This window comes from Aeromonas rivipollensis, assembly GCF_037811135.1.
Lineage (GTDB): Bacteria > Pseudomonadota > Gammaproteobacteria > Enterobacterales > Aeromonadaceae > Aeromonas > Aeromonas rivipollensis.
In genome coordinates this window covers 3,655,079-3,677,500 of sequence record NZ_CP149130.1, presented here as the reverse complement: position 1 = coordinate 3,677,500, position 22,422 = coordinate 3,655,079, and the positions used below count along the sequence as shown (strand labels likewise).

Below are 22,422 nucleotides of genomic sequence, written 5' to 3'. Positions count from 1 at the left end.
TTAGAAGCAGCCATCATTTAAAGAAAGCGTAATAGCTCACTAGTCGAGTCGGCCTGCGCGGAAGATGTAACGGGGCTCAAACCAGGCACCGAAGCCGCGGATTCACACTTATGTGTGAGTGGTAGGGGAGCGTTCTGTAAGTCTGCGAAGGTGTATCGAGAGGTATGCTGGAGATATCAGAAGTGCGAATGCTGACGTAAGTAACGATAAAGGGGGTGAAAAGCCTCCTCGCCGGAAGACCAAGGGTTCCTGTCCAACGTTAATCGGGGCAGGGTGAGTCGACCCCTAAGGTGAGGCCGAAAGGCGTAATCGATGGGAAGCAGGTTAATATTCCTGCACGACTTGTAATTGCGATGGGGGGACGGAGAAGGCTAGGTGGGCCAGGCGACGGTTGTCCTGGTGAAAGTGCGTAGGTGGTGTTTCTAGGCAAATCCGGAGACACAACACTGAGACACGAGACGAAGCCACTACGGTGGTGAAGCCATTGATGCCCTGCTTCCAGGAAAAGCCTCTAAGCTTCAGATTACAAGTCATCGTACCCCAAACCGACACAGGTGGTCGGGTAGAGAATACCAAGGCGCTTGAGAGAACTCGGGTGAAGGAACTAGGCAAAATAGAACCGTAACTTCGGGAGAAGGTTCGCTCTTGACAGTGAAGTCCCTTGCGGATGGAGCAGTTGGGAGTCGCAGTGACCAGATGGCTGGGACTGTTTATCAAAAACACAGCACTCTGCAAACACGAAAGTGGACGTATAGGGTGTGACACCTGCCCGGTGCCGGAAGGTTAATTGATGGGGTTAGCGCAAGCGAAGCTCTTGATCGAAGCCCCGGTAAACGGCGGCCGTAACTATAACGGTCCTAAGGTAGCGAAATTCCTTGTCGGGTAAGTTCCGACCTGCACGAATGGTGTAACCATGGCCATGCTGTCTCCACCCGAGACTCAGTGAAATCGAATTCGCCGTGAAGATGCGGTGTACCCGCGGCTAGACGGAAAGACCCCGTGAACCTTTACTACAGCTTGGCACTGAACATTGAACCTACATGTGTAGGATAGGTGGGAGGCTTTGAAGGCGTGACGCCAGTTGCGCTGGAGCCGTCCTTGAAATACCACCCTTGTATGTTTGATGTTCTAACGCAGGGCCCTGAATCGGGCTCGCGGACAGTGCCTGGTGGGTAGTTTGACTGGGGCGGTCTCCTCCCAAAGAGTAACGGAGGAGCACGAAGGTTGGCTAATCCTGGTCGGACATCAGGAGGTTAGTGCAATGGCATAAGCCAGCTTAACTGCGAGACGGACAGGTCGAGCAGGTACGAAAGTAGGTCATAGTGATCCGGTGGTTCTGAATGGAAGGGCCATCGCTCAACGGATAAAAGGTACTCCGGGGATAACAGGCTGATACCGCCCAAGAGTTCATATCGACGGCGGTGTTTGGCACCTCGATGTCGGCTCATCACATCCTGGGGCTGAAGTCGGTCCCAAGGGTATGGCTGTTCGCCATTTAAAGTGGTACGCGAGCTGGGTTCAGAACGTCGTGAGACAGTTCGGTCCCTATCTGCCGTGGGCGTTGGATGATTGAAGGGAGTTGCTCCTAGTACGAGAGGACCGGAGTGAACGAACCTCTGGTGTTCGGGTTGTCACGCCAGTGGCACTGCCCGGTAGCTAAGTTCGGAATCGATAACCGCTGAAAGCATCTAAGCGGGAAGCGAGCCCTGAGATGAGTCATCCCTGACCCCTTGAGGGTCCTAAAGGGCCGTTGGAGACCACAACGTTGATAGGTGGGGTGTGTAAGCGCGGCGACGTGTTGAGCTAACCCATACTAATTACCCGTGAGGCTTAACCATACAACACCCAAGAAGTGTTCTGGGCCTTGTAGCGAATGAACGAACTACTCAAATTCAGTGATAGCGACGAGGCAACAGCCAATCAGTCGTTACTCACGTCAGCTTTCCGAGATTGAAGAATTTGCCTGGCGGCCATAGCGCCGTGGAACCACCTGATCCCATGCCGAACTCAGAAGTGAAACGCGGTAGCGCCGATGGTAGTGTGGCATTCGCCATGCGAGAGTAGGACACTGCCAGGCACCCAATTAGAAGAAACCCCGCTCAATGAGCGGGGTTTTTTATTGCCTGATATTCAGCGCTTCAGCACTGATTTTCTTATGGCTCAGAGAATGTTCAGGCCATCTGCCTCAATAAATGGCCCGTTGTTTAGCCACTTGCTTACCTTTCGACCCTCTTTCCTGTGTCTTCTACTATCTCGCCCGCCAACCCTGACGGCCACTGGCTATGCCTCCTGCTTATGCCCAGTATTGCCGTAATGGGGAGTGACAAGGCGGGCAGGATCAATAGACTGTGAGTTTCATCGGCAAGGGAGTTGTGTATGTTGGGGATCCACGATCTGGCGTTGTTTGTCGTATCCGGTCTGCTGTTGAACATGATGCCGGGGCCGGACTCCCTGCTCATCATGCTGCGTAGTGGCTCCCAGGGATGGCGGGCAGGCTCTATGGCGGCATTGGGTATCGGGACCGGCACCATGGTACATGTATTGGCGGCGGCCCTGGGGCTGTCTGCCTTGCTGAGTGCCTCGGCCGAGCTGTTCGCCGTCATCAAGCTGACGGGGGCGCTCTATCTGGTCTATCTGGGGATTTCCCTGCTCAGGCAAGGCGCAAGCTCACCTGTTACGAGCGAGCCCGCAGTATCGCTGCCAGCGCTCTCCTATGGGCGGATCTTTCGGCAAGGCCTGCTGACCAATGTACTCAACCCCAAGGTAGCCCTGTTCTTCCTCGCCTTCGTACCTCAGTTCATCGCCCCCGATGCGCCGCAGAAGGCGCTGGCGTTTATCGTGCTGGGCTGCATCTTCAACATCAACGGGATGATCTGGTGCCACCTGCTGGCGTTCTCGACCGCCTATGCGAGTCGCAAGGTGCGCCTGCCTGCCCGCCTGGGACGCTGGCTCAATCGCCTGATGGGGGGCCTGTTCGTGGGGCTCGGCATCAAGCTGGCCGTGGAGTGAGAGAGTAAACGCCGGGCATAGAAAAAGGCGTATCCCATCGCTGGGATACGCCTTCGTCTGCACTGCAGCAGGATGACTGAAATCAGTTCATGCCGTAGCGCTTGAGTTTCTTGCGCAGGGTGCCACGGTTGATGCCCATCATCACGGCGGCGCGAGTCTGGTTACCACGGGTGTACTGCATGATCACGTCCAGCATGGGAGCTTCGACTTCGGAGAGAACCATATCGTACAGATCAATCACTTCCTGACCGTTCAACTGGGCCAGGTAGTTACGCAGGGCCTGTTGCACAGAGTCACGCAGGGGGCGCTGGGTCGGCTCGGCAGCGTGATTGTGAGTAGTTGTTACCAATGCATCAGAAGTCAGGGTTTGTTCGAACATATTCGGTCGGCTCTTTAGTTATGCGTTAACCTAATCCATCGAAATACATTTCAAGCGCGTTCAACTGTGCGTCTGCACAATCCAGGGCATTGAAGTGCTTACGGAATTCTCGGCCCGTCTCTTCTTCATCCAGATACCAGCCCACGTGTTTACGGGCAATGCGTGCTCCCAGATATGCACCGTAAAACTGGTGCAGGTTGGTAACATGCTCGTTCATCAGGGTGCGAACCTCTTCCCTGTCGGGAGGCGGCAGCTTGGTGCCCGTCTCAAGAAAATGACGGATTTCCCGGAAAATCCAGGGTCGTCCTTGCGCAGCACGGCCGATCATCACGGCGTCGACGCCGGTATAGTCGAGGACATACCGGGCCTTCTCCGGGCTGTCTATGTCGCCATTGGCGACAACAGGAATCGATACGGCCTGCTTAATCGCCCTGATAGTGTCGTACTCCGCTTCGCCCTTGTAGAGGCAGGAGCGGGTACGACCATGCACGGCAAGGGCCGCGATACCGCAATCTTCGGCGATTCGGGCGATCTCCTCGCCATTGCGGTTATCCGGATCCCATCCTGTGCGGATCTTCAAGGTGACAGGTACCTCTACTGCATTCACCACGGCCTGGCAGATGGATCTGACCAGATCGGGTTGGCGCAGCAGGGCGGAGCCTGCCAACTTCTTATTCACTTTTTTTGCCGGACATCCCATGTTGATGTCGACGATCTGAGCGCCCTGCTCCACGTTGTAGCGGGCGGCAAACGCCATCATCTCGGGGTCGGCTCCGGCAATCTGGACCGATCGCAGTCCGGTTTCGGCAGAGTGGCCCATTCTCATCCTGGTTTTCTGGGTATCCCAGACATCCGGGTTGGCCAGCAGCATCTCGGAAACGGCCATGCCGGCTCCCAAACGTAAACAAAGTTCACGAAATGGTCGGTCTGTTACACCGGCCATGGGGGCCACGATCAAGGGAGTTTCAAGCGTGTGGGGACCTATCTGCATTCCACGGTTACCATCGGCTTAGGGCGGCGTATATTACGCATTTTTTAGTCAGGAGAAAAGGTTAGTATTTGAGCGTCAGCCATTTTTTTCTGAAAAAAACGTCGTGCCAAGGCTTGCAAATTCAGGAGTGCTTGAAAATCAGACATATTGTCTGGGACCATGGTCAGGGTCAAATGAGTGAGGGACTCGGTGATTTGGCAGTCTCATTCCGGCGCCTGTTTACGCTATGATAGCGAGCCTGAATCGAGCAAAGGCTCCACACAATTTTATTACAAACATAAATTGGGGATGTATGAGGTCAAGGTTCATCAAATTGCTCTGCCCGGGTCTGCTGGGAGCCATGCTGGGCTCGGCGCAGGCGCAGACCGTCAGCTTCACCGAGGCCTGGAGCAGGGTCATCCAGCAAGATGAAGGGCTGGCGGCGGAGCAGGCCGGGGTGGCGCGGGCAGAGCAGCTGCGCGAGGCGGCCAAGGGCATGTACCTGCCCAAGGTGGATGTGGGGGCCAGCTATACCCACCTCGATCAGCCGATGGAGCTGGACATGCTGGATCTGAATCCCATCGCCAATCACCCGGAATTTGGCAAGGTGCTGGGCCCCGTCATGCAGGCGCTCAACCTCAGCCCCAGCGACTTCGTCACCCCCCTCACCAAGCAGAACGTGGTCACCAGTTCGGTCAAGATGCTGTGGCCCCTCTTCACCGGCGGGCGCATCGATGCGGCCCAGGACATTCGTCAGGCCCAGGTGAGCGAGGCGCAGCAGTTGCTGGTGCTCAAGCAGCAGTCCACCTTCGAGAGCCTCTCCCAGACTTACTTCGGCGTGGTGCTGGCGGCCCAGGTGGTGCAGACCAAGCAGGAGATCGAGCAGGGGCTGGCCCACCACCTGGATCATGCCAAAAAGCTCGAAGCCCAGGGTCAGATAGCCCGGGTCGAGCGACTCTCCGCCCAGTCGGCCTATGACAGGGCTCGCATCGATACCCAGAAGGCGCGGCGCAGCCTGGAGATAGCCCAGCTGGCGCTCGGCCACATGCTCAAGCTCAAGCAGGCGGAGCCCAATACCCGGCTCTTTATCAACGAGGGGATGCCACAGCTCACCCCCTTCGTGGAGGAGACCCTGGCGGTGCACCCTGGCCTCAAGCTGCTGGCGGCCAAGAAGGAGCAGGCCCAGGGCATGATCAAGCTGGAGAAGGGCAAATACGCCCCCGAGCTGTTCCTGTTTGGCAACTACAACCTCTATGAAGATGACTCCATCGTTTCCAAGACCACCCCGGACTGGCTGGTCGGGGTGGGCGTCAGCATGCCGCTGGTGAGCCGAGACGGCCGCTCCGAGACGGTGCAGGCGGCCAAGAGTGCCGAGCTGCAGGTCAATCTGCTGCAGGCAAAGACTCGCCAGGATCTGGAGCTGCTGGTCGAGAAGACCTGGCGCGAGGCTGCGCAGGGGCTGGAGGAGTATCACGCTCTCTCCTCGACCCAGGCCCTGGCCGAGGAGAATGTGCGGCTGCGGGACAAGGCGTTCGGTCAGGGGCTCTCCACCTCCCTGGATGTGGTGGATGCCCAGAGCCAGCTGGCCGGGGTCAAGACCCAGCGCGCCGCGGCAGCTTATCAATACGTGGTCTCCCTGGCCCGCCTGCTGGCGCTCTCCGGTCAGATGAACAGCTTCAATCAATATCAGCATGGTCAGGCGATAGAGGTGAATTCATGACTTCGACCCAGCAGGTCCATCTGTCCATCACTGTTTCGACCGCCAAGGGTCGCCCTTTTGTCGAGGTGAATTCATGAGTCATCCCCCCATCAAGAAGAAGATGAGCCAGGGCAAGCCTTGGTTGCTGCCCCTTGCCCTGGTGCTGCTGGTCATCTGGCTGGGCTGGCGTTTCTGGCTGGCCTATCAGCCGGAGCCGGTGCGCCTGCAAGGGCAGATAGAGGCGCAGCAGTATTCCGTTTCCTCCAAGGTGGCGGGGCGCATCGACGAGGTGCTGGTGAAGAAGGGCGATCAACTGGCCAAGGGTCAGCTGGCGTTCACCCTGGCGAGCCCGGAAATCGAGGCCAAGCTGAGCCAGGCCAAGGCCGGTGAGGCTGCCGCTGGCGCCATGGCGCAGGAGGCCGAGAAGGGGGCGCGGGCCCAGCAGATAGCCGCAGCCAAGGATCAGTGGCAGCAAGCCAAGGCGGCCGCCCTGCTCCGTGGAAAAACCTATGAGCGTATCGCCAGCCTGCACCGGGATGGCGTGATGCCGCTGCAAAAGCGTGACGAGGCCTGGACGGCCTGGCAGGCGGCCAAATACAGCGAAGGCATGGCCTGGCAGCAATATCAGATGACCCTGGAAGGGGCGCGGGAGGAGACCAAGATCGCGGCGCGGGAGCAGGCCAAGATGGCGGCAGGCGGGGTGGCCGAGGTCGAGGCCTATCTGGCCGACACTCGCATCGCCAGCCCGCACGAGGGGGAGGTCGCCCAGGTGCTGCTGCGCAGCGGCGAGCTGGCGCCCCAGGGCTTCCCTGTGGTGACCCTGCTCGACATGAAGGATGCCTGGGCCCAGTTCCATGTGCGCGAGGATCTGCTGCCCCGTTTCCCGGTCGGCACCGAGTTTGATGCCCGCATCCCGGGCCTTGGCGATCAGACGGTGCGCTTCAAGGTGACCCATGTGGCTGCGATGGGGGATTTCGCCACCTGGCGAGCCACCGACACCCGTCAGGGGTTCGACATGAAGAGCTTCCAGGTGGAGGCGCGCCCCTTGCAACCGGTTGAAGGGTTGCGGGTTGGCATGAGCGTGCTGGTCGAACTCTGATGGGGCGCGAATGGCGGCTGCTGTGGCAAGACCCCTTCAGCCGGGCCCTGACCTGCTGGATCCCGCTACTGCTGATCGGGCTCTTGTGCTGGATCTTCTCGGCGGGGCTGGCGCGGGATCTCAAGGTGGGTCTGGTGGATCTGGATCGGAGCACGCTCTCCCGCCAGCTCACCTATTCGCTGGATGCCTCCGCCGGGCTTAAGATAGCGCAGCAGTTTGACACCATAGACGAGGGGGCCAGGGCGCTGCGCGGGGGCGGCATCTACGCCCTGGTGGTGATCCCCCACCACCTGGAGCGGGATGCCCGGCAAGGCACTCAGCCGCAGGTCACCGTGTTCAACAACGGCCAGTTCATCCTGATCGCCAAGCTGGTCAACGCGGCCCTGGCCCAGGTGGTGGGCACCCTCAACGGCCAGGTTGGCGTGTTGGCGGCCATGGCCGACGGCAAGGCGCTTCCCGGGGCCTTTGGGCAGGCGGTGCCCATAGCGAGCCAGGTGACGGCGCTCTACAACATCAACTCCAGCTACGCCCAGTTTCTGCTGAGCGCCCTGTTGCCCGCGGTATGGCAGATCCTGGTGGTGCTCTATGGCCTCAACGCCCTGGCCCGCACCGATCGACTCGGTCTAGACTGGACCACCAGAGGGGTCTGGTTCGGACTCTGGCGCACCTTGCTGCCTCATGTATTCATCGGGTGGGGGTGGGGGCTGGCGTGGAGTCTGCTGCTGTTCAAGGGGCTGGGTTATCCCATGCAGGGGAGCTGGCTGGTGTTGACGCTGGGTCTGGGGCTGGCCTCGGCCGCCTGCGTCAGCATGGGGGCCTTCTTCTACGGCGTCATCCGGGATCCGGCCCGTGCGCTCTCCCTGGCAGGGGCCTACACGGCGCCGGGCTTCGCCTTTATGGGGGTGACCTTCCCGGTCAGCGCCATGGGGGATGTGGCCCAGTTCTGGCGAAGCCTGCTGCCCATCTCCCACTATGTCGAGCTGCAGATAGGCCAGACCAACTACGGCCAGCCGCTGACGGCGGCCCTGCCCCAGTTCGGCGCACTGCTGCTGTTCCTGCTGCCGCTGCTGCTGGTGGTGCGGCGCTATCAACCCCAGGCCGATGCGGCCCGCCAGCTGGCCACCAAGGAGCCTGAATCATGATGGGTTTCTGGGATCTGGTGCGTCTCGAGTTGCGCACCCTGCTGGCGGACAGGGCCATCATGCTGACCCTGTTTGGCGGTGTCTTCTTCTACTCTTTCCTCTATCCGCAGCCCTATCTGCATCAGTTGCCTCGCGAGGAGGCGGTGGTGGTGGTCAACGATGATGACAGCCAGATCTCCCGTCAGCTGGAGTTCATGGCCGATGCGACACCCCAGGTGAAACTGGTGGCTCGGGTCGAGAGCCTGACACAGGCCCGTCAGTGGCTGCTGACCGGCAAGGCCAGCGGCATATTGCACATTCCCCGTCACTTCTACCGGGATCTGATGCTGGGCAAGAGTGTCACGCTGAGTTACGCCGGGGACGCTTCTTACTTCCTGGTCTACGGCACCATCGCCGAGGGGCTGGCCCAGGCCGGAGGCACCCTGGCCGCCCAGATCAAGGTGGCCCGGCTGCTGAGCCAGGGCGAGGCACTGCCCCAGGCCGCCATGGGCTGGAATGCGGTCGGGCTCAACGTGGTGCCGGTGTTCAACCCCTCCATGGGTTATGTGAACTACGTGGTGCCGGCGGTCTTCGTGCTGATCCTGCACCAGGTGCTGCTGATGGGCACCGGCATTCTGGGGGCGACCCAGAATCAGCGAAGCGGGCGAGGGGAGCAGGGCTATTGGCAGCAGGTGCCCGTGCTGGCGCTGCTGCTGGCGCGCACCCTGGTGGTGGGGGGGCTGTTCGTGTTGCCGGTGACCTACTTCTTCGGCTTCTGCTTCGACTACTACGGCATAGCCCGCACCGCCGAGCCGGCCGCCTTGTGGCTGTTCACCCTGCCCTTCCTGCTGGCCACCACCTGGTTTGGGGTAGTGCTGGGGGCTCTGTTTACCCGTCGCGACCTGCCGACCCAGGCAGTGCTCATCTCCTCGTTGCCACTGGTCTTCCTCGCGGGCTTCATCTGGCCGCTAGAGCTGATCCCGACCCCTCTCAACTGGCTGGCCCAGTGGGTGCCGAGCACGCCGGCCATAGAGGGGTTCCTGCGCCTCAACCAGATGGGGGCCGAGTTCGCTCAGGTCTCCCACTACTGGTGGCAGCTGTGGGGGCTGGCACTGCTCTACGGCGCTCTGGCGTGCCTGCTGCTGCGTTGGCGTCAACAGTCGCTGCCGGTTGCTCGCCCGTCAGTCGCTCAGAGTGAAACGACCGCCGGTTAAGCGGGATATTGCAAGAGCGCGTGAGATAGCGTGTGCGGTAAAGCGAAAACGGTCAGCCCAAGGGCTGACCGTTTTTTATGCGTGGCTTGAGTTGTGGATGGGTCAGGCGCGATGGAGCTCGGGATCGCCGATGGCGTAGATCTGCCCCAGCGCAGCCTCATCGGTCAGCAGGCGCAGGCCATGGGCGGCCACGTCGGCGCGACGCACCAGTCCGTGCACCTCCTTGCCCTGGCTCAGTTCGGCACGTCCGGTTGCCTCTCCATCCTGCAAGCCGGCCGGCCTGAGGATGATCCAGTCGAGCGTGCTGGTCTGCAACCAGCTCTCCGCCAGGCTCTTCAAGCGCACCTCATGACCAAACGCCGCCCTGGCCCGTTCGGGCAGATACTGCCAGCTGTCGCCGCAGCCGAGGGACGTCACCAGCAGCAGGCGTGTGAGCCCGGTCTGCTCCATGGCGTTGATGACGTGGCGATTGCCTTGATAATCCACGGGTTGTGGCTGACGGAAGCTGCCGAGGGTGGAGATGACCCGGGCAGATGGGCCCGCTTGCGCGCAGGCCTGCTGCACGGCGGTCGGATCCAGCGCATCCCCTTCGATGACCTCGACCCCCAGGGTGCGCAGATCGGCGGCCATCTCAGGTTGGCGAACCAGGGCCAGTACCCTGTGACCCTGGCGCAGGGCCTGATCGGTGAAGGCGCGGCCCAGCCCGCGGCTGGCTCCGAAGATGAGTGTGATTGGCATGAGAGGGCTCTCTTGGACAAAAAGGGTTAGCCTAGGGGCTCGACGACTCGATGTAAATGAGAGTTGTTTTTATCTGTGAGACGGGAGGAGAAAAACAGCGGGCCGGACGCAGGGAGCGCCGGCCCAGAGGTTCAGCCGTTATAGTGGCCTATGCTGGGGCGACGACTGGGGCCGCTCAGGTGGATATCCACAGGGTTGAACGCCTTGATCGCCTCGAAGCTGAAGTCACCTATGGCCTGATGCAGACTCTGGGGGCTGTGGTTGGTGATGATGATGACGCTCTTCGAGAGGTTGCGACGGCGGCGCAACAGGTGGCCGAGGAAGCTGGACTGGCTCTCCGCCATCTTGGCGCGGTTGGCCGCCACCTCGTCGATGATCAGCAGATCCACCTCTTCCAGGGCTCGGCGGTACTGATTGCGCTCCTCCTGATCCTGGATGACGTTGAAGAAGAGCCTGTCTACGATGGAGGCCCACTGCTGGAAGATCACCGATTTCTGATGGCGCTCGATCAGCTCATGGGCCACGGCGCCCGCCAGGGTGGACTTGCCGGTGCCGTAGTCGCCGTAGATGAGCATGCAGCCGCCGCCGCTCTTCTCCCAATGCTCGAAGCCGCTGATGAAGTAGCGGGCCGTCTCCATGGGGTATTGCAGCGCGGGGTCTCCGGCATCCATCTTCTCGAAGATCCAGTCCGGGTTGAGGTCGGCCTGGGCGATCAGCTTCTGGATCCGCTCCTGGCGCGCCGCCTTCTGCAGTTCGCGCACCTCGGCATTGGCCTTGGCGTCGTACTCCTTGCGCAGGGTCTCGTAGTCGTACTGGCCGCCACCGGTCTGGGCCTGCAGGCGACGAATGCGCTCGAGCAGGCCGCCCACGTGCTGGCTCAGCTCGGGGTCGTGCACACGATGGTCCTGTTTGGCCTTGGCGATCCTCCGGCGCTTGGCCTCGATCTCCTCCAGCTCCTGGCGCAGCGGGTCGTGCGGATCTGTCATGGGATACTCCTTCTGCTGGGGCTGGGGTGACAAGGGGTTAATAGTGCCTGTTGCGGGCATCCGGGATCAATCATTGTCCGGCTCCTGGGTCTGGGCCAGCCGCTTGGCTGCCTCGATCATCTCCTGCGCCCGCTTGCTCGGCCCCGAATCGACGGGGGCTGGAGTGATCTGCTGATAACCGGCCACCTCGGTCGGCTGGCGCCTTGTGTATCGTCGGCTCTTGAGGGTCCGGATGAACTTCAACATCCACTGATGCTGGGAGTCGAACACCTCGGGGCGGCCCAGCCAGTAGGCGATGAACTCCCCCAGATCCTCTTCGCTGTAGCTGGCATCGATCACCCCGCACAGGCGGGCGAGGGCGGGCAGCTCTTCATCCGGCCGCCACCGCAGATGCATCTGGAAGGGGCGCTCCGGCAGCGGGCTGCGTACCCGCTGGCTCAGCAGGGGCAGCTGGAAGGGGCACTGATGGTAGTGCTCAGTGTCCGCCTGCGCCTCGACCTGCAACAATTCGGCTTCCATCAGCTCATCGAGCAGCTCGGTGAGCTGGCGGGCATTGACCTGATAGCAGAACCCGCTGGGATTGCCCGGATCGACCACCGCCAGGGCGCGCCCGAGTTCGGGATAGTTGAGCCTGGGCAGCCGATTTTCCAGCACCAGCCGGCGCAGCAGCAGGGTATAGAGGCTGCGTGCCGGATGGGAGAGTCTGGGATGGGCGAGGGCGCTGTATTCGGCTGGCGTCATGGTCTGCTTCACGATCTGGAGTGGGGGGCATTATCCCTCATGGCGGGGTTGCATACAATTCACGGTGCCCATGGATGACAGCCTGATGATGCCGTGGCGCCCCTCATCCAGTGCTGAATGGGACGCTGACCCTCCCGCTCGGCAAGGAAGAGAGATAAATTGCTGACAAAATAATCAGCCCATTTCAAGTGCTTGGGTGGCCGACTGGCTATTTGCAGGGGCTGCCCGGCAATATTGGGTGGCGAGATGACGCTCCCATGATCTAGGCTTAGTGCTCAAATAACCGTTTGACTAATAAGAGCTTTGTCAAGATGTCAAAAGCCGGACTACGGATCTTGGTGGTGGAAGATGAAGCGGTTTTTCGCCACTCGCTGGTCACTTATCTCGAGCATGATGGGGCCTGTGTCTTTCAGGCCGAAGATGGAATCGAAGGGCTCTCGGCAGCCGCACTCTATCACCCCGATATCGTGTTATGCGACCTGAACATGCCCAACATGGATGGGCATGAGGTGATCGCCTGCCTCACCGCCCGCTATCCCGAGGTGCCTGTCATCGTCATCTCGGGCCAGGATCAGATGGCCGCCATCGAGCGGGCGTTGCGGGCGGGGGCGAGCGACTTCTTCATCAAGCCGGTGGATGACTATGGCCAGATCCGGCGCAGCATCGATCAGTGCCTGACGAGCAACGCCCACCAGAGTCAGCAACTGGAGCTGATGGAGCACATCGACTTCTTCCGGGCCCACGATCTGGCTTCCAGCCGCCTGCTGGCCTGGCTGGCACCACCGGGCATGCAGGAGTGGGGGCCCTGGCAGGTGACGTTCGCCGGCATGGGCAATCTGTTCATTCCCGACACCTTCAAGCTGGACGACAAGCTGTTGGTGCTGGTGATGGAGCTGCCCATCCTGGGGGTGGATGCCGCCTTCTGCGGTGCCCTGGTGCGCTCCTTGATGAACGGGCCCTATCGCCAATACCAGCAGCAGGAGAGCCAGCTGCTGACCCAGCCCCACAGGTTGCTCGACTACCTCAATCTGCAACTGCTGGAGTCGGGTCTGCGCCACTCCTTTTCCATGGCGGCATTGCTGTTCGATCAGGAAGACGGACTGGTGTTTGCCAATGCGGGCCTCACTTCGCCCCACTGGCTGATGCGCTCGGGGGGATTGCCGCTCGGGCTGATGCGCAGCAGCCGCTATGGGTTGCACAAGCGCAGCTGGCACGAACCCTTCGAGCTGCAGTTTCGCAGCGACAACGGCAGTGCCCTGAAGATGCAGGTTCGTCATCACTGAGGCCGTGCTTTAGAGCGGAAACAAACAGGGCGCCCAATGGGCGCCCTGTTTGTTGTGCAGTCCGGACCGGTTAGACGGTGGCGGATTGCAGCTTCTTGTCGTGCTCGTCAGCCTCTTTGGCGGGGCCTTCGGCGCCGTGCATCCAGTAGACCAGGCGGTTGGCCATGGTCAGCAGGATCAGGGCGCTGATCACGGCGGCCAGGGCGATGCCACCGAAGATGGCTATCGGACCCGCTTCACCGACGAAGGAGCCGATGAAACCGGCCGCATAGTTGGCCAGGGCGACGAAGCCGAACCAGGCACCCATCATCAGGGAGGCCAGGCGCAGCGGTGCCAGCTTGGTCACCATGGAGAGGCCGATCGGGGAGAGGCAGAGCTCGCCCAGAGTGTGGAACAGGTAGGCACCGACCAGCCAGAACATGGAGGTCTTGACCGCCTGATCGCCGCCTTGCTCCAGCACGGCACCGATCATGAAGAGGAAGCCGACGGCCAGGAACAGCAGACCCATGGCGAATTTCACCGGGGAGTTTGGCTCCTTGCTGCCGAGCTTGATCCAGATGGCGGCCACGATCGGGGCGAGCGTGATGATGAAGAAGGGGTTCAGGGACTGGAACCAGGCGGTCGGCACTTCGAAGCTGCCGATCATGCGGTCGGTATACTCCTGTGCGTACAGGTTCATCAGACCACCGGCCTGCTCGAAACCGGCCCAGAAGATGATGGTGAACAGACCCAGCACCAGGATGACCTTGATGCGATCCACTTCCTGCTTGGTCAGCGGGGCTTTCTGCTCCTTGGAACGCTGCATGGCGGCGCGCTGGGCGGCCGGCACGCGGCCGATGTCGCCGAGGAAACGCTGGGCCATGGTGGCTTGCACCACCAGGGACAACAGCATGCCGATACCGGCGCTGACGAAGGCGGCTTGCCAGCCGTAGGCGGTGGCGGCGGCGCCACAGATGACCCCTGCCAGCAGGGAGCCCAGGTTGATGCCCATGTAGAAGATGGTGAAGGCACCGTCACGACGGTGGTCCCCTTCCTGATACAGGTCGCCCACCATGGTGGAGATGTTCGGTTTGAACAGACCGTTACCCAGGATCAGCAAGCCAAGGCCCGCGTAGAAGACGGTGTTGACCATGTCCGGGAACATGGCGTGGGGCAGGGCCAGGGTGAATTGACCCGCGGCCATGAAGATGGCACCGATCAGGATGGCGCGGCGTTGACCGAGGAAGGTATCGGCCAGCCAGCCTCCGATGATCGGAGTGATATAGACCAGACCGGTATAGATGCCGTACAGCTTGAGGGCATCGGCCTGGGTCCAGCCCATGCCGCCGTTGGCGGTCATGTCAGTCAGATAGAGGACGAGCACGGCACGCATGCCGTAGTAGGAGAATCTCTCCCAGAGTTCGGTACTAAAGAGCAAAAAGAGCCCTTTAGGGTGACCTAAAAAGGTCCCTTTGGACGGGTTATTCATTGGAACTTCCACCTGTGTCTTATATTTTTTTAGAAATTTTATGCAAGGGCTAGGAACAAGCCATATTCCTTATAAAACAAGCAGGATTGAATTACAACGAGAGGTTTTGACGATATTTTATCTATCAATGGTTGAATTTTTGTTTATAAAATGAAAATGGGCATCGAATGATGCCCAGTCTTTTATTCTGTATATTGTGTGAATTTTCAGCAATTACAACTGTTTGACGAACTGCTTGAGCCAGGCGGTAAATTCGCTGTCCATCTCCCGGTGGCGTACCGCGTATTCCACATTGGCCTTCATGTAACCCAGCTTGCTGCCGCAATCGTGGCTGCGACCCTTCATGAAGTAGGCATTGACCTGTTCGTGTTCCATCAGCATGGCGATGGCATCGGTCAGCTGGATCTCGTCGCCCGCCCCGGCCGGGGTCTTCTCCAGCAAGGGCCAGATGTTGGCGGAGAGCACATAGCGGCCAACCACGGCCAGGTTGGAAGGCGCCTCGTCGCGCGGCGGCTTCTCGACGATGGCCTGCATCGGCAGTGACATGCCGGCGCTCAGGGCCTCGCCCTTGATGTCGGCGATGCCGTATTTGTCCACTTCGCTCTCGGGGACGGCTTCTACCATGATCTGGCTGATCTGGTCCGCCTCGAACATATGCACCATCTCGGCCAGGTTGTCCTGTTTGAGATCGCTGGCCACCTCGTCGATGAGCACGTCAGGCAGCAGTACGGCGAAGGGGTTATCGCCGATCAGCGGGCGGGCGCACAGCACAGCATGGCCCAGACCCTTGGCCTCCCCCTGGCGCACGTGCATGATGGTGACGTCTTTCGGGCAGATATGCTGCACCTCTTCCAGCAACTGGCGCTTGACCCGCTTCTCCAGGGTCGCCTCCAGCTCGAAGCTCTTGTCGAAATGGTTCTCGATGGAGTTCTTGCTGGAGTGGGTCACCAGGATGATCTCCTTGATGCCGGCGGCGATGGCTTCACGCACCACATACTGGATCAGCGGCTTGTCGACCACCGGCAGCATCTCTTTGGGGATGGCCTTGGTGGCGGGCAACATGCGGGTACCCAGACCGGCAACGGGGAGGACGGCCTTGCGAACAACGAGGGGTGTCTTTTTCATGGAATGAGTCCGAGGATACAAAGTGCGTTCATGATACCCCAAGACAAATAGGGCAGCCACAGGCCGCCCTCGGATGACAGGGATTCAAACCGGTTACTTGACGATAATCATGTCCCGGTTCGCATCCAGGGTGGCGGGCCCTATGCCGCTAACCTCTTCCAACTGATCCACCGAGGTGAACTTGCCCTGCTTCTCGCGGTAATCGACGATGGCTTGCGCCTTCTTCTCGCCAACGCCCTTCAGCGCCGCGAGTTCATCGGCACTGGCGGTGTTCAGGTTGATCTTGCCCACCTCCTTGGTATTGGTGACAGTTGTGGCCGGTTTGGTAGCCGGCTTGTCGGCGGCGAGCGCAGGCTGGCTCAGCAGGGGCAGGCAAGCCAGCAGCAGGGCGGCGATCAGTGTTTTTCGGTTCATGGTTTCATGTCCTTATGTAGTGTCAATTGACTATTGATAATTAGCCGAGCTGCGCCACTTTTTGTCTGTCAGAAGTAGCAAGGAATAACTCAGGCAAATCGGCTATAAGCTGGATACCTCCTCCTCAGTTACACTGACTAACCATTTGAGCGAGATGTCTTTTCCATGTACCTACCCGCCATTTCCGCACTGGAGCCCATCGCCCGCGCCGCCGGTGACGCCATCCTGGCCATCTACTGTCAACCATTTGCTGTGGAGTACAAGCAGGACGAGAGTCCGCTCACCGCCGCCGATCAGGGGGCGCACGAGGTGATAGTGCAGGCGCTGACCCGGTTGATGCCGGATATCCCCGTGCTGTCGGAAGAGTCGGACGCCGAGACGATGCAGGCGCGGCTCGGCTGGTCCCGCTACTGGCTGGTGGACCCGCTGGATGGCACCAAGGAGTTCGTCTCCCGCAACGGCGAGTTCACCGTGAACATTGCGCTGATCGAGGAGGGCAGGCCGGTCTGGGGGCTGGTCTATGCCCCTGTGCTGGACCGGCTCTGGTATGGCGGCAAGGGGGTCGGGGCCTGGCGTGTTGCCGATGGCACGCATAAAGCTATTCAGACCTTGCCTCATCAGGAAGGGGCGCCCTGGCGGGTGGTGGGCAGTCGTAACCACCTGTCGCAGGAGACTCTCGACTATCTGGCACCTTTTGGCGAGATAGAACTGGTCTCCATGGGCAGCTCCCTCAAGTTCTGCATCATTGCCGAAGGGGACGCCGAGCTCTATCCGCGCCTCGCCCCCACCTGCGAGTGGGATACGGCGGCGGCGCAGGCGGTGCTGGAAGGGGCGGGTGGGTCCGTTACCCAGCTCGATGGCTCAGCGCTTGCCTACAACAAGCCGGATATCCTCAACCCCTGGTTTGTGGCACGGGCCTGATTGGCGTCGCCAGGGCGTGCAGATGTAAAAAGGCCGGACAATGTCCGGCCTTTTGCATTCTCGTGCATCAACGATGCCAATCTGCCCGGTTCAGAACACCTTCTTGAACGGCTTGATGGTCACCTTGGCATAGACGCCTGCCGCCACATAAGGGTCGGCATCGGCCCAGGCCTTGGCGTCGGCCTGGCTGGGGAATTCGGCGATGACGGTGCTGCCGGTGAAACCCGCATCGGCCGGATCCTCGGCATCGATGGCTGGATTGGGGCCGGCCGTCAGCAGGCGCCCCTCATCCTGCAGCGCCTGCAGACGGGCTAGGTGGGCAGGGCGAGCGAGCTTGCGCTGGGGCAGGCTGCCGGCGACATCTTCGGAGTAGATGAGATACCACATGAGAGGGTCCTTTTCTGATTGCGGTTATTTTTTCTGTTCTGCTTTCTGCTCGGCCGGCATGTGGCGATAGAGGTAGACGCCGCTCAGCAGGGTGAACACCAGCGTCATACCCAGCAGGCCGAAGACCTTGAAGTTGACCCACATCTCCTGGGAGAGGTTGAAGGCCACATAGAGGTTGAGGAGGCCGCAGAGGGCGAAGAAACCGACCCAGCCGAGGTTGACGTTGTCCCAGACGCGGTCGGGAGCTTGCAGCTCCTTGGCCAGCATCTGCTTGATGAGATTCTTGCCAAAGCCGTAGCGGCTGATGAGCAGGGCCAGGGCAAAGAGTGCATTGATCACGGTCACCTTCCACTTGATGAAGGTATCGTCGTGGAAGAAGACGGTGAGGCCGCCGAAGAAACCGACCAGCAGGAAGGTAAACAGCTGCATCTTCTCGACCTTGCGATAGCGCACCCAGCTGTAGAGCAGCTGAAGGCCGGTGACGACCACCAGGGCGCCGGTGGCGGTGTAGATGTCGTAAAACTTGTAGACCGCGAAGAAGACGATCAGGGGAATAAATTCAATAAACTGCTTCATGCTGGGCTCTAACCTCAAAATTTCACTCAGTGTACCTGCCCGTTAGGCAACGGCAAATGAATAAGACCGTTCATTTAGTATGCAGTTCCCCGCTGCGAGGCCGCCACCCTTAGGGGTGACGATGATCCTTGTTGCGCCATCTAGCCGAACAGCTGACTGGCAACGAGGCTGCCGAGCCGCAGCTGGTCATCCAGCAAGTCACGGATATGGCGCTCCTCGATGAGGGGATTGAGCAGGACGGCGCGCAGCAGGGTGAGCGGCTGTGTGCCGTAGCGACTCACCGCCCGCTGGGTACGGGAGACGAAGCTGTGCCCCTCGGCGCGCTGGGCCTTTTGCAGCGCCACGTTGAAGGCATTGATCTGCTCGTTGGCCGCCTCGTCCAGAGCCTTGCCCTGCAGATGGGGCGGAATGCAGCGATAGGAGAGCAGGTTCATCACGGGGGCTGACATCAGCTCGAAGGCGGGGTGGGCATCGATGAGCTCTGCCATCCGCCGCGCCCTGTCGTAATTTGCGTCGATAAGCTGGGCATAGCCCTGCTGACCCAGCAACTGGAAGGCGGCATCCAGATAGAGCGCGTTGGCGGGGCGGGTGCCCTCCAGGGTGAAGCGGCCCTGATCGAAAGAGCTGGCGCGGATGGCGTAGGGGGCCTCCCGCTTCACTGTCATCATCAGATCCGGCTGGCGACAGAGCAGCATCCCGGTACCGAGTGGTACCAGCAGCTGCTTGTGGCCGTCCAGGGTCACGGTATCGGCCTGCGCTATGCCGTCCAGCAAGCCCTGATAGCGGGGGGAAAACAGGGTCGGGCCACCCCAGGCGGCATCCACGTGAAAGTGGATCTGTTCGCGCCTGGCGATGGCGGCGAGTTCGGGCAGTGGATCGATGGAGCCAAAGTCCGTGCTGCCGGCGACCCCCACCAGGGCCAGCACCTTGAGCTTTTGCTCCCGGCATCGAGCCAGTGCGCTCTCGAGGGCCGAGAGGCAGAGCCGGTTGTCGGCATCCGTCTCGAGGCGCCAGACGCGGCAAGCCCCCAGCCCCAGCAGATCCATCCCCTTGTCGAAGGAGTAGTGCATCAGCCGGGACCCCAGGATCACGGCGCCTCTATAGCCCTGCTCGTAGAGGGAAAACAGATCGTCGCCACAGGCCCGGTTGCGGGCCAGCCAGAGGGCGGTGACGTTGGCTATGGTGCCACCACTGGTCATGACGCCGAGGGCAGCATCCTTGGCATGCATCTGCGCCTCGTAAAAGCCGTCGTTCTCCCGATAGACGAGGCGGTGCAGCTTGGCCAGCACCTCCCGCTCCAGGAAGCTGAGCAGGCGGGAGGACTCCATCTTCATCGGATTCTGGTTGAGCATCACCAGCAGCCGGGAGAGCTCGGCGGTGAAGGCCGGCAAAGGGGCCGTCATGTGCCCCATGTAGTGGGGCGAGGTGAGATGGGAGGCGCCGGGTACCAGGGCGGCGAGGCGCGTGAGGTACTCTGTCGTGCTCATGCCGCTGGCGGGCATGGACGATTGCTCGAACTGATGGACGAAACTGTCGCGCTGATAGGGGGCCTGACTGTCATCCGAGTGATGGAAGGTCTCCAGCAGGGCCGTCATGGCCTGGCCGAAGTCAGGATCCGGTTGTGTAAACAGTTCAGTCAGCTTCATCAGGTTCTCCAGACCAGCCTGTCGGGCAGAAAGTACCGGGCGCTTGCCGTGCCGGACAGACACGGCCATCTGCGCGGGTGGCGTCGGCCGCAGAGCATACACCAAAGGGGCGGGGGGAACAGCCACCTCCTGACGCCGAGGCTCCCTGGTCAGCCCCTTTTATTTTGAGCTAACAGTTGTAGCCTGAAACGCCGGGCGCTAGAGTGGATCCAAGCTTGGCTGGAGGTGGTGATGACGGATGTGACGGGGTATTCCCCACGGGAAGAGTGGGCCAATCGTCTCAGCCACGGGCTGGGGCTGCTGCTGGGGATCTTCGGCCTGATCCTGCTGCTGCACAAGGGCTGGGATCAGGGGCCCCAGGCGTTGCTGAGCTACGGCCTCTACGGCTCCAGCCTGGTGCTGCTCTATCTCGCCTCGACCCTCTACCACAGCATGGGATCGGCGGTGGCCAGACGCCGGTGCAAGCTGCTTGATCACTGTGCGATCTACCTGCTGATCGCCGGCACCTACACCCCCTTTCTGCTGGTAGCGCTCGATACCCCGCTGGCGCAGGGCTTGATGGTAGTGATCTGGGGGCTGGCCCTGGCCGGGGTGGTGTTCAAGCTCTTGTTCATCAATCGCTTCAAGCGCCTGTCTCTGTTCACCTATCTGATGCTGGGCTGGTTGTCCCTGGTGGTCGTCTATCAGCTCTATCTACATCTGGATGGTACCGGGCTCCTGCTGCTGGGGCTTGGCGGGCTCATCTACAGCCTGGGCACCATCTTCTACATGGCCAGGCAGATCCCTTACAACCACGCCATCTGGCATCTGTTCGTGCTGGGGGGAAGCCTCTGTCACTTCATGGCCATCTATGGTTATGTCGCCTGACTAGCCCTTAATTGGTATTTTTGCGCCCATGAAAGCCTGAATTCGTGCGGCATCCCACAGTTGCCCCCTTCGTTTGCTGACAAGCTAGGGTCAGTTCAGCTTGGAAAGGATGCAAAAATGAGTGAGATCGCGCTTTCCATCAGCATGTTGTCGCTGGTGGCGGTGCTGGGACTCTGGCTGGGAAACTGGCGAGTCTATGGCGTTGGTTTGGGAATTGGCGGTGTGCTGTTCGGCGGCATCATAGTGGGTCATTTTGCCGGGCTCTCCGGCCTGAAGCTGGATGAGCAAACACTTCATTTCATTCAAGAATTTGGTCTGATCCTGTTCGTCTACACCATAGGTATCCAGGTCGGTCCCGGCTTCTTCTCTTCCCTGCGCAGCTCGGGGCTCAAGCTCAATGGCTTTGCCGCCCTGCTGGTGCTGCTCGGCTGCGTGGTGGCCGCGGCGCTGCACCAGCTGTTCGACGTGCCGCTGCCGGTGATCCTCGGGGTCTTCTCCGGTGCCGTGACCAACACTCCTTCGCTGGGGGCGGGTCAGCAGATCCTGGCCGAGCTTGGGGCGGATCCGGGCTCCACCGGCCTGATGGGGATGGGCTATGCGGTGGCCTACCCGTTCGGGATCTGCGGCATCCTGCTTACCATGTGGCTCATTCGCATGTTCTTTCACGTCAAGATCGACGAAGAAGCAGCCGCGTTCGAGCAACAGGCGGGCAAGACCAAGGAGAGCCTGCAAACCATCAATATCGCGGTGCGCAACCCCAACATGCACGGCTTGATGCTCCGCGAGATCCCGAGCCTGGATGAGGCCGATGTCATCTGTTCCCGCCTCAAGCGCGGTGACGAGCTGATGGTGCCCAAGCCCGACTCGCGCATCGAGCTCGGCGATCTGCTGCACCTGGTGGGGGAGCGCCACGCCCTGCACAAGGTGCTGCTGGTACTCGGGGAGGAGGTGGATACCTCCCTCTCTACCCGGGGCACGGATCTGCGGGTCGAGCGGGTGGTGGTCACCAACGAGCAGGTGCTCGGCAAACGGATCCGGGATCTCGACATCAAGCAGAAATACGATGTGGTCATCTCGCGCCTCAACCGGGCCGGCATCGAACTGGTCCCGACCAGCCAGACCAGCCTGCAGTTTGGCGACATCCTGAACCTGGTGGGGCGGCTCGATGCCATCGAGGCCGTGACCAGCGTGGTCGGCAACGTCCAGCAAAAACTGCAGCAGGTGCAGATGCTGCCGGTCTTCATCGGCATTGGATTGGGTGTATTGCTCGGTTCCATACCCTTCTACCTGCCGGGATTCCCGGCTGCCCTCAAGCTGGGTCTGGCGGGCGGCCCCCTGGTGGTGGCCCTCATACTGTCCCGCATCGGCAGCATCGGCAAGCTCTACTGGTTCATGCCACCGAGCGCCAACCTGGCGCTGCGGGAGATAGGCATAGTGCTGTTCCTGGCGGTGGTGGGGTTCAAGTCCGGGGCCGGTTTCATCGACACCCTGATCAACGGGGATGGTCCCGCCTGGATGATGTATGGCGTAGCCATCACCCTGATCCCGCTGCTGGTGGTCGGGGTGCTGGCGCGTCACTATGGCAAGGTCAATTATCTCACCCTGTGCGGTCTGCTGGCCGGCTCCATGACGGATCCTCCCGCCCTGGCCTTCGCCAACGGGATGCACCCCACCAGTGGCGCCAGCGCCCTGTCATATGCGACCGTCTACCCCCTGGTGATGTTCCTGCGGATCATCTCTCCCCAGCTGCTGGCCATCCTGCTCTGGGCCGGGGCCTGA

The 22,422-nt window shown here is 60.8% G+C and carries 20 protein-coding genes and 2 rRNA genes (1 of these 22 running past the window's edge); 11 read left to right on the top strand and 11 right to left on the bottom strand.

All coding sequences use genetic code 11. The annotated features are described in order from the left end of the window. The 3 genes from WIR04_RS16625 to WIR04_RS16615 all read left to right on the top strand — a co-directional run. A 23S ribosomal RNA gene (locus WIR04_RS16625) occupies positions 1–1,838 on the top strand (it extends 1,052 nt beyond the left edge of the window). A 124-nt stretch (positions 1,839–1,962) separates the two neighbouring features. Then, a 5S ribosomal RNA gene (gene rrf, locus WIR04_RS16620) occupies positions 1,963–2,077 on the top strand. Between the two features lie 299 nt (positions 2,078–2,376). Beyond that, positions 2,377–3,009: a LysE family translocator gene (locus tag WIR04_RS16615; protein WP_307766638.1), complete on the top strand. Its 633-nt coding sequence runs from the start codon at positions 2,377–2,379 to the stop codon at positions 3,007–3,009. A gap of 82 nt (positions 3,010–3,091) precedes the next feature. Here WIR04_RS16615 and fis read toward each other — a convergent pair whose 3' ends face one another. Both fis and dusB read right to left on the bottom strand, forming a co-directional pair. Next, positions 3,092–3,388 (bottom strand): DNA-binding transcriptional regulator Fis, encoded by a 297-nt coding sequence (gene fis / locus WIR04_RS16610; protein WP_005309538.1) that lies wholly within the window; start codon positions 3,386–3,388, stop codon positions 3,092–3,094. 25 nt (positions 3,389–3,413) lie between these two features. Further along, a complete protein-coding gene (gene dusB / locus WIR04_RS16605) occupies positions 3,414–4,379 on the bottom strand; it encodes a tRNA dihydrouridine synthase DusB (RefSeq protein ID WP_111911924.1) in 966 nt (321 codons plus the stop codon). Between the two features lie 292 nt (positions 4,380–4,671). Here dusB and WIR04_RS16600 point away from each other — a divergent pair, with 292 nt between their 5' ends. The 4 genes from WIR04_RS16600 to WIR04_RS16585 all read left to right on the top strand — a co-directional run bounded on the left by WIR04_RS16600 (position 4,672) and on the right by WIR04_RS16585 (position 9,491). After that, complete coding sequence (locus tag WIR04_RS16600; RefSeq protein ID WP_307766637.1) at positions 4,672–6,078, top strand: TolC family protein; 1,407 nt, start codon at positions 4,672–4,674, stop codon at positions 6,076–6,078. 73 nt (positions 6,079–6,151) lie between these two features. Further along, positions 6,152–7,156 (top strand): HlyD family secretion protein, encoded by a 1,005-nt coding sequence (locus WIR04_RS16595; RefSeq protein ID WP_338888379.1) that lies wholly within the window; start codon positions 6,152–6,154, stop codon positions 7,154–7,156. Continuing rightward, positions 7,156–8,298, top strand: a complete 1,143-nt coding sequence (locus tag WIR04_RS16590; RefSeq protein WP_338888377.1) for an ABC transporter permease — start codon at positions 7,156–7,158, stop codon at positions 8,296–8,298. The genes WIR04_RS16595 and WIR04_RS16590 overlap by 1 nt, the downstream gene beginning before the upstream one ends. Further along, entirely contained in the window at positions 8,295–9,491 is a 1,197-nt protein-coding gene (locus WIR04_RS16585) for an ABC transporter permease (RefSeq protein WP_338888375.1), read from the top strand. The genes WIR04_RS16590 and WIR04_RS16585 overlap by 4 nt, the downstream gene beginning before the upstream one ends. 102 nt (positions 9,492–9,593) lie before the next feature. On the opposite strand, the gene WIR04_RS16580 is transcribed toward WIR04_RS16585, so the two are convergent. The 3 genes from WIR04_RS16580 to WIR04_RS16570 form a co-directional block, all read right to left on the bottom strand. Beyond that, entirely contained in the window at positions 9,594–10,229 is a 636-nt protein-coding gene (locus tag WIR04_RS16580; RefSeq protein ID WP_338888373.1) for an SDR family oxidoreductase, read from the bottom strand. A 131-nt stretch (positions 10,230–10,360) separates the two neighbouring features. After that, positions 10,361–11,215, bottom strand: coding sequence for a DnaA ATPase domain-containing protein (locus tag WIR04_RS16575; RefSeq protein WP_042649085.1), 855 nt, complete (start codon positions 11,213–11,215; stop codon positions 10,361–10,363). Between the two features lie 66 nt (positions 11,216–11,281). Continuing rightward, complete coding sequence (locus tag WIR04_RS16570) at positions 11,282–11,956, bottom strand: DnaT-like ssDNA-binding domain-containing protein (protein ID WP_338888369.1); 675 nt, start codon at positions 11,954–11,956, stop codon at positions 11,282–11,284. Positions 11,957–12,267: 311 nt separating this feature from the next. On the opposite strand from WIR04_RS16570, the gene WIR04_RS16565 reads away from it, so the two are divergent. Continuing rightward, positions 12,268–13,239 carry a response regulator gene (locus WIR04_RS16565; RefSeq protein ID WP_025325878.1) on the top strand — a complete coding sequence of 324 codons (972 nt, stop codon included), beginning with the start codon at positions 12,268–12,270 and terminating at the stop codon, positions 13,237–13,239. A gap of 70 nt (positions 13,240–13,309) precedes the next feature. On the opposite strand, the gene WIR04_RS16560 is transcribed toward WIR04_RS16565, so the two are convergent. From WIR04_RS16560 to WIR04_RS16550, 3 genes are all read right to left on the bottom strand, one after another. Then, positions 13,310–14,707 (bottom strand): peptide MFS transporter, encoded by a 1,398-nt coding sequence (locus WIR04_RS16560; protein ID WP_289987651.1) that lies wholly within the window; start codon positions 14,705–14,707, stop codon positions 13,310–13,312. 213 nt (positions 14,708–14,920) lie between these two features. After that, the gene (gene galU / locus WIR04_RS16555; protein WP_025325880.1) at positions 14,921–15,832 is read right to left on the bottom strand and encodes a UTP--glucose-1-phosphate uridylyltransferase GalU; all 912 of its coding nucleotides are present in this window, start codon (positions 15,830–15,832) and stop codon (positions 14,921–14,923) included. A 93-nt stretch (positions 15,833–15,925) separates the two neighbouring features. Further along, positions 15,926–16,246, bottom strand: coding sequence for a ComEA family DNA-binding protein (locus WIR04_RS16550; RefSeq protein WP_338888363.1), 321 nt, complete (start codon positions 16,244–16,246; stop codon positions 15,926–15,928). A gap of 165 nt (positions 16,247–16,411) precedes the next feature. On the opposite strand from WIR04_RS16550, the gene cysQ reads away from it, so the two are divergent. Next, entirely contained in the window at positions 16,412–17,167 is a 756-nt protein-coding gene (gene cysQ, locus WIR04_RS16545) for a 3'(2'),5'-bisphosphate nucleotidase CysQ (RefSeq protein ID WP_338888361.1), read from the top strand. Between the two features lie 90 nt (positions 17,168–17,257). On the opposite strand, the gene WIR04_RS16540 is transcribed toward cysQ, so the two are convergent. The 3 genes from WIR04_RS16540 to WIR04_RS16530 form a co-directional block, all read right to left on the bottom strand. Further along, positions 17,258–17,554, bottom strand: coding sequence for a YciI family protein (locus tag WIR04_RS16540; protein WP_025325883.1), 297 nt, complete (start codon positions 17,552–17,554; stop codon positions 17,258–17,260). 24 nt (positions 17,555–17,578) lie between these two features. Then, positions 17,579–18,130 (bottom strand): septation protein A, encoded by a 552-nt coding sequence (locus WIR04_RS16535; protein ID WP_025325884.1) that lies wholly within the window; start codon positions 18,128–18,130, stop codon positions 17,579–17,581. A gap of 140 nt (positions 18,131–18,270) precedes the next feature. Then, positions 18,271–19,776 (bottom strand): aminotransferase class V-fold PLP-dependent enzyme, encoded by a 1,506-nt coding sequence (locus tag WIR04_RS16530; protein WP_338888358.1) that lies wholly within the window; start codon positions 19,774–19,776, stop codon positions 18,271–18,273. A gap of 231 nt (positions 19,777–20,007) precedes the next feature. Between WIR04_RS16530 and trhA the strand changes: the two genes are divergently transcribed. Both trhA and WIR04_RS16520 read left to right on the top strand, forming a co-directional pair. Then, the gene (gene trhA / locus WIR04_RS16525; protein ID WP_338888356.1) at positions 20,008–20,643 is read left to right on the top strand and encodes a PAQR family membrane homeostasis protein TrhA; all 636 of its coding nucleotides are present in this window, start codon (positions 20,008–20,010) and stop codon (positions 20,641–20,643) included. 117 nt (positions 20,644–20,760) lie between these two features. Beyond that, positions 20,761–22,422, top strand: coding sequence for a putative transporter (locus tag WIR04_RS16520; RefSeq protein WP_139439639.1), 1,662 nt, complete (start codon positions 20,761–20,763; stop codon positions 22,420–22,422).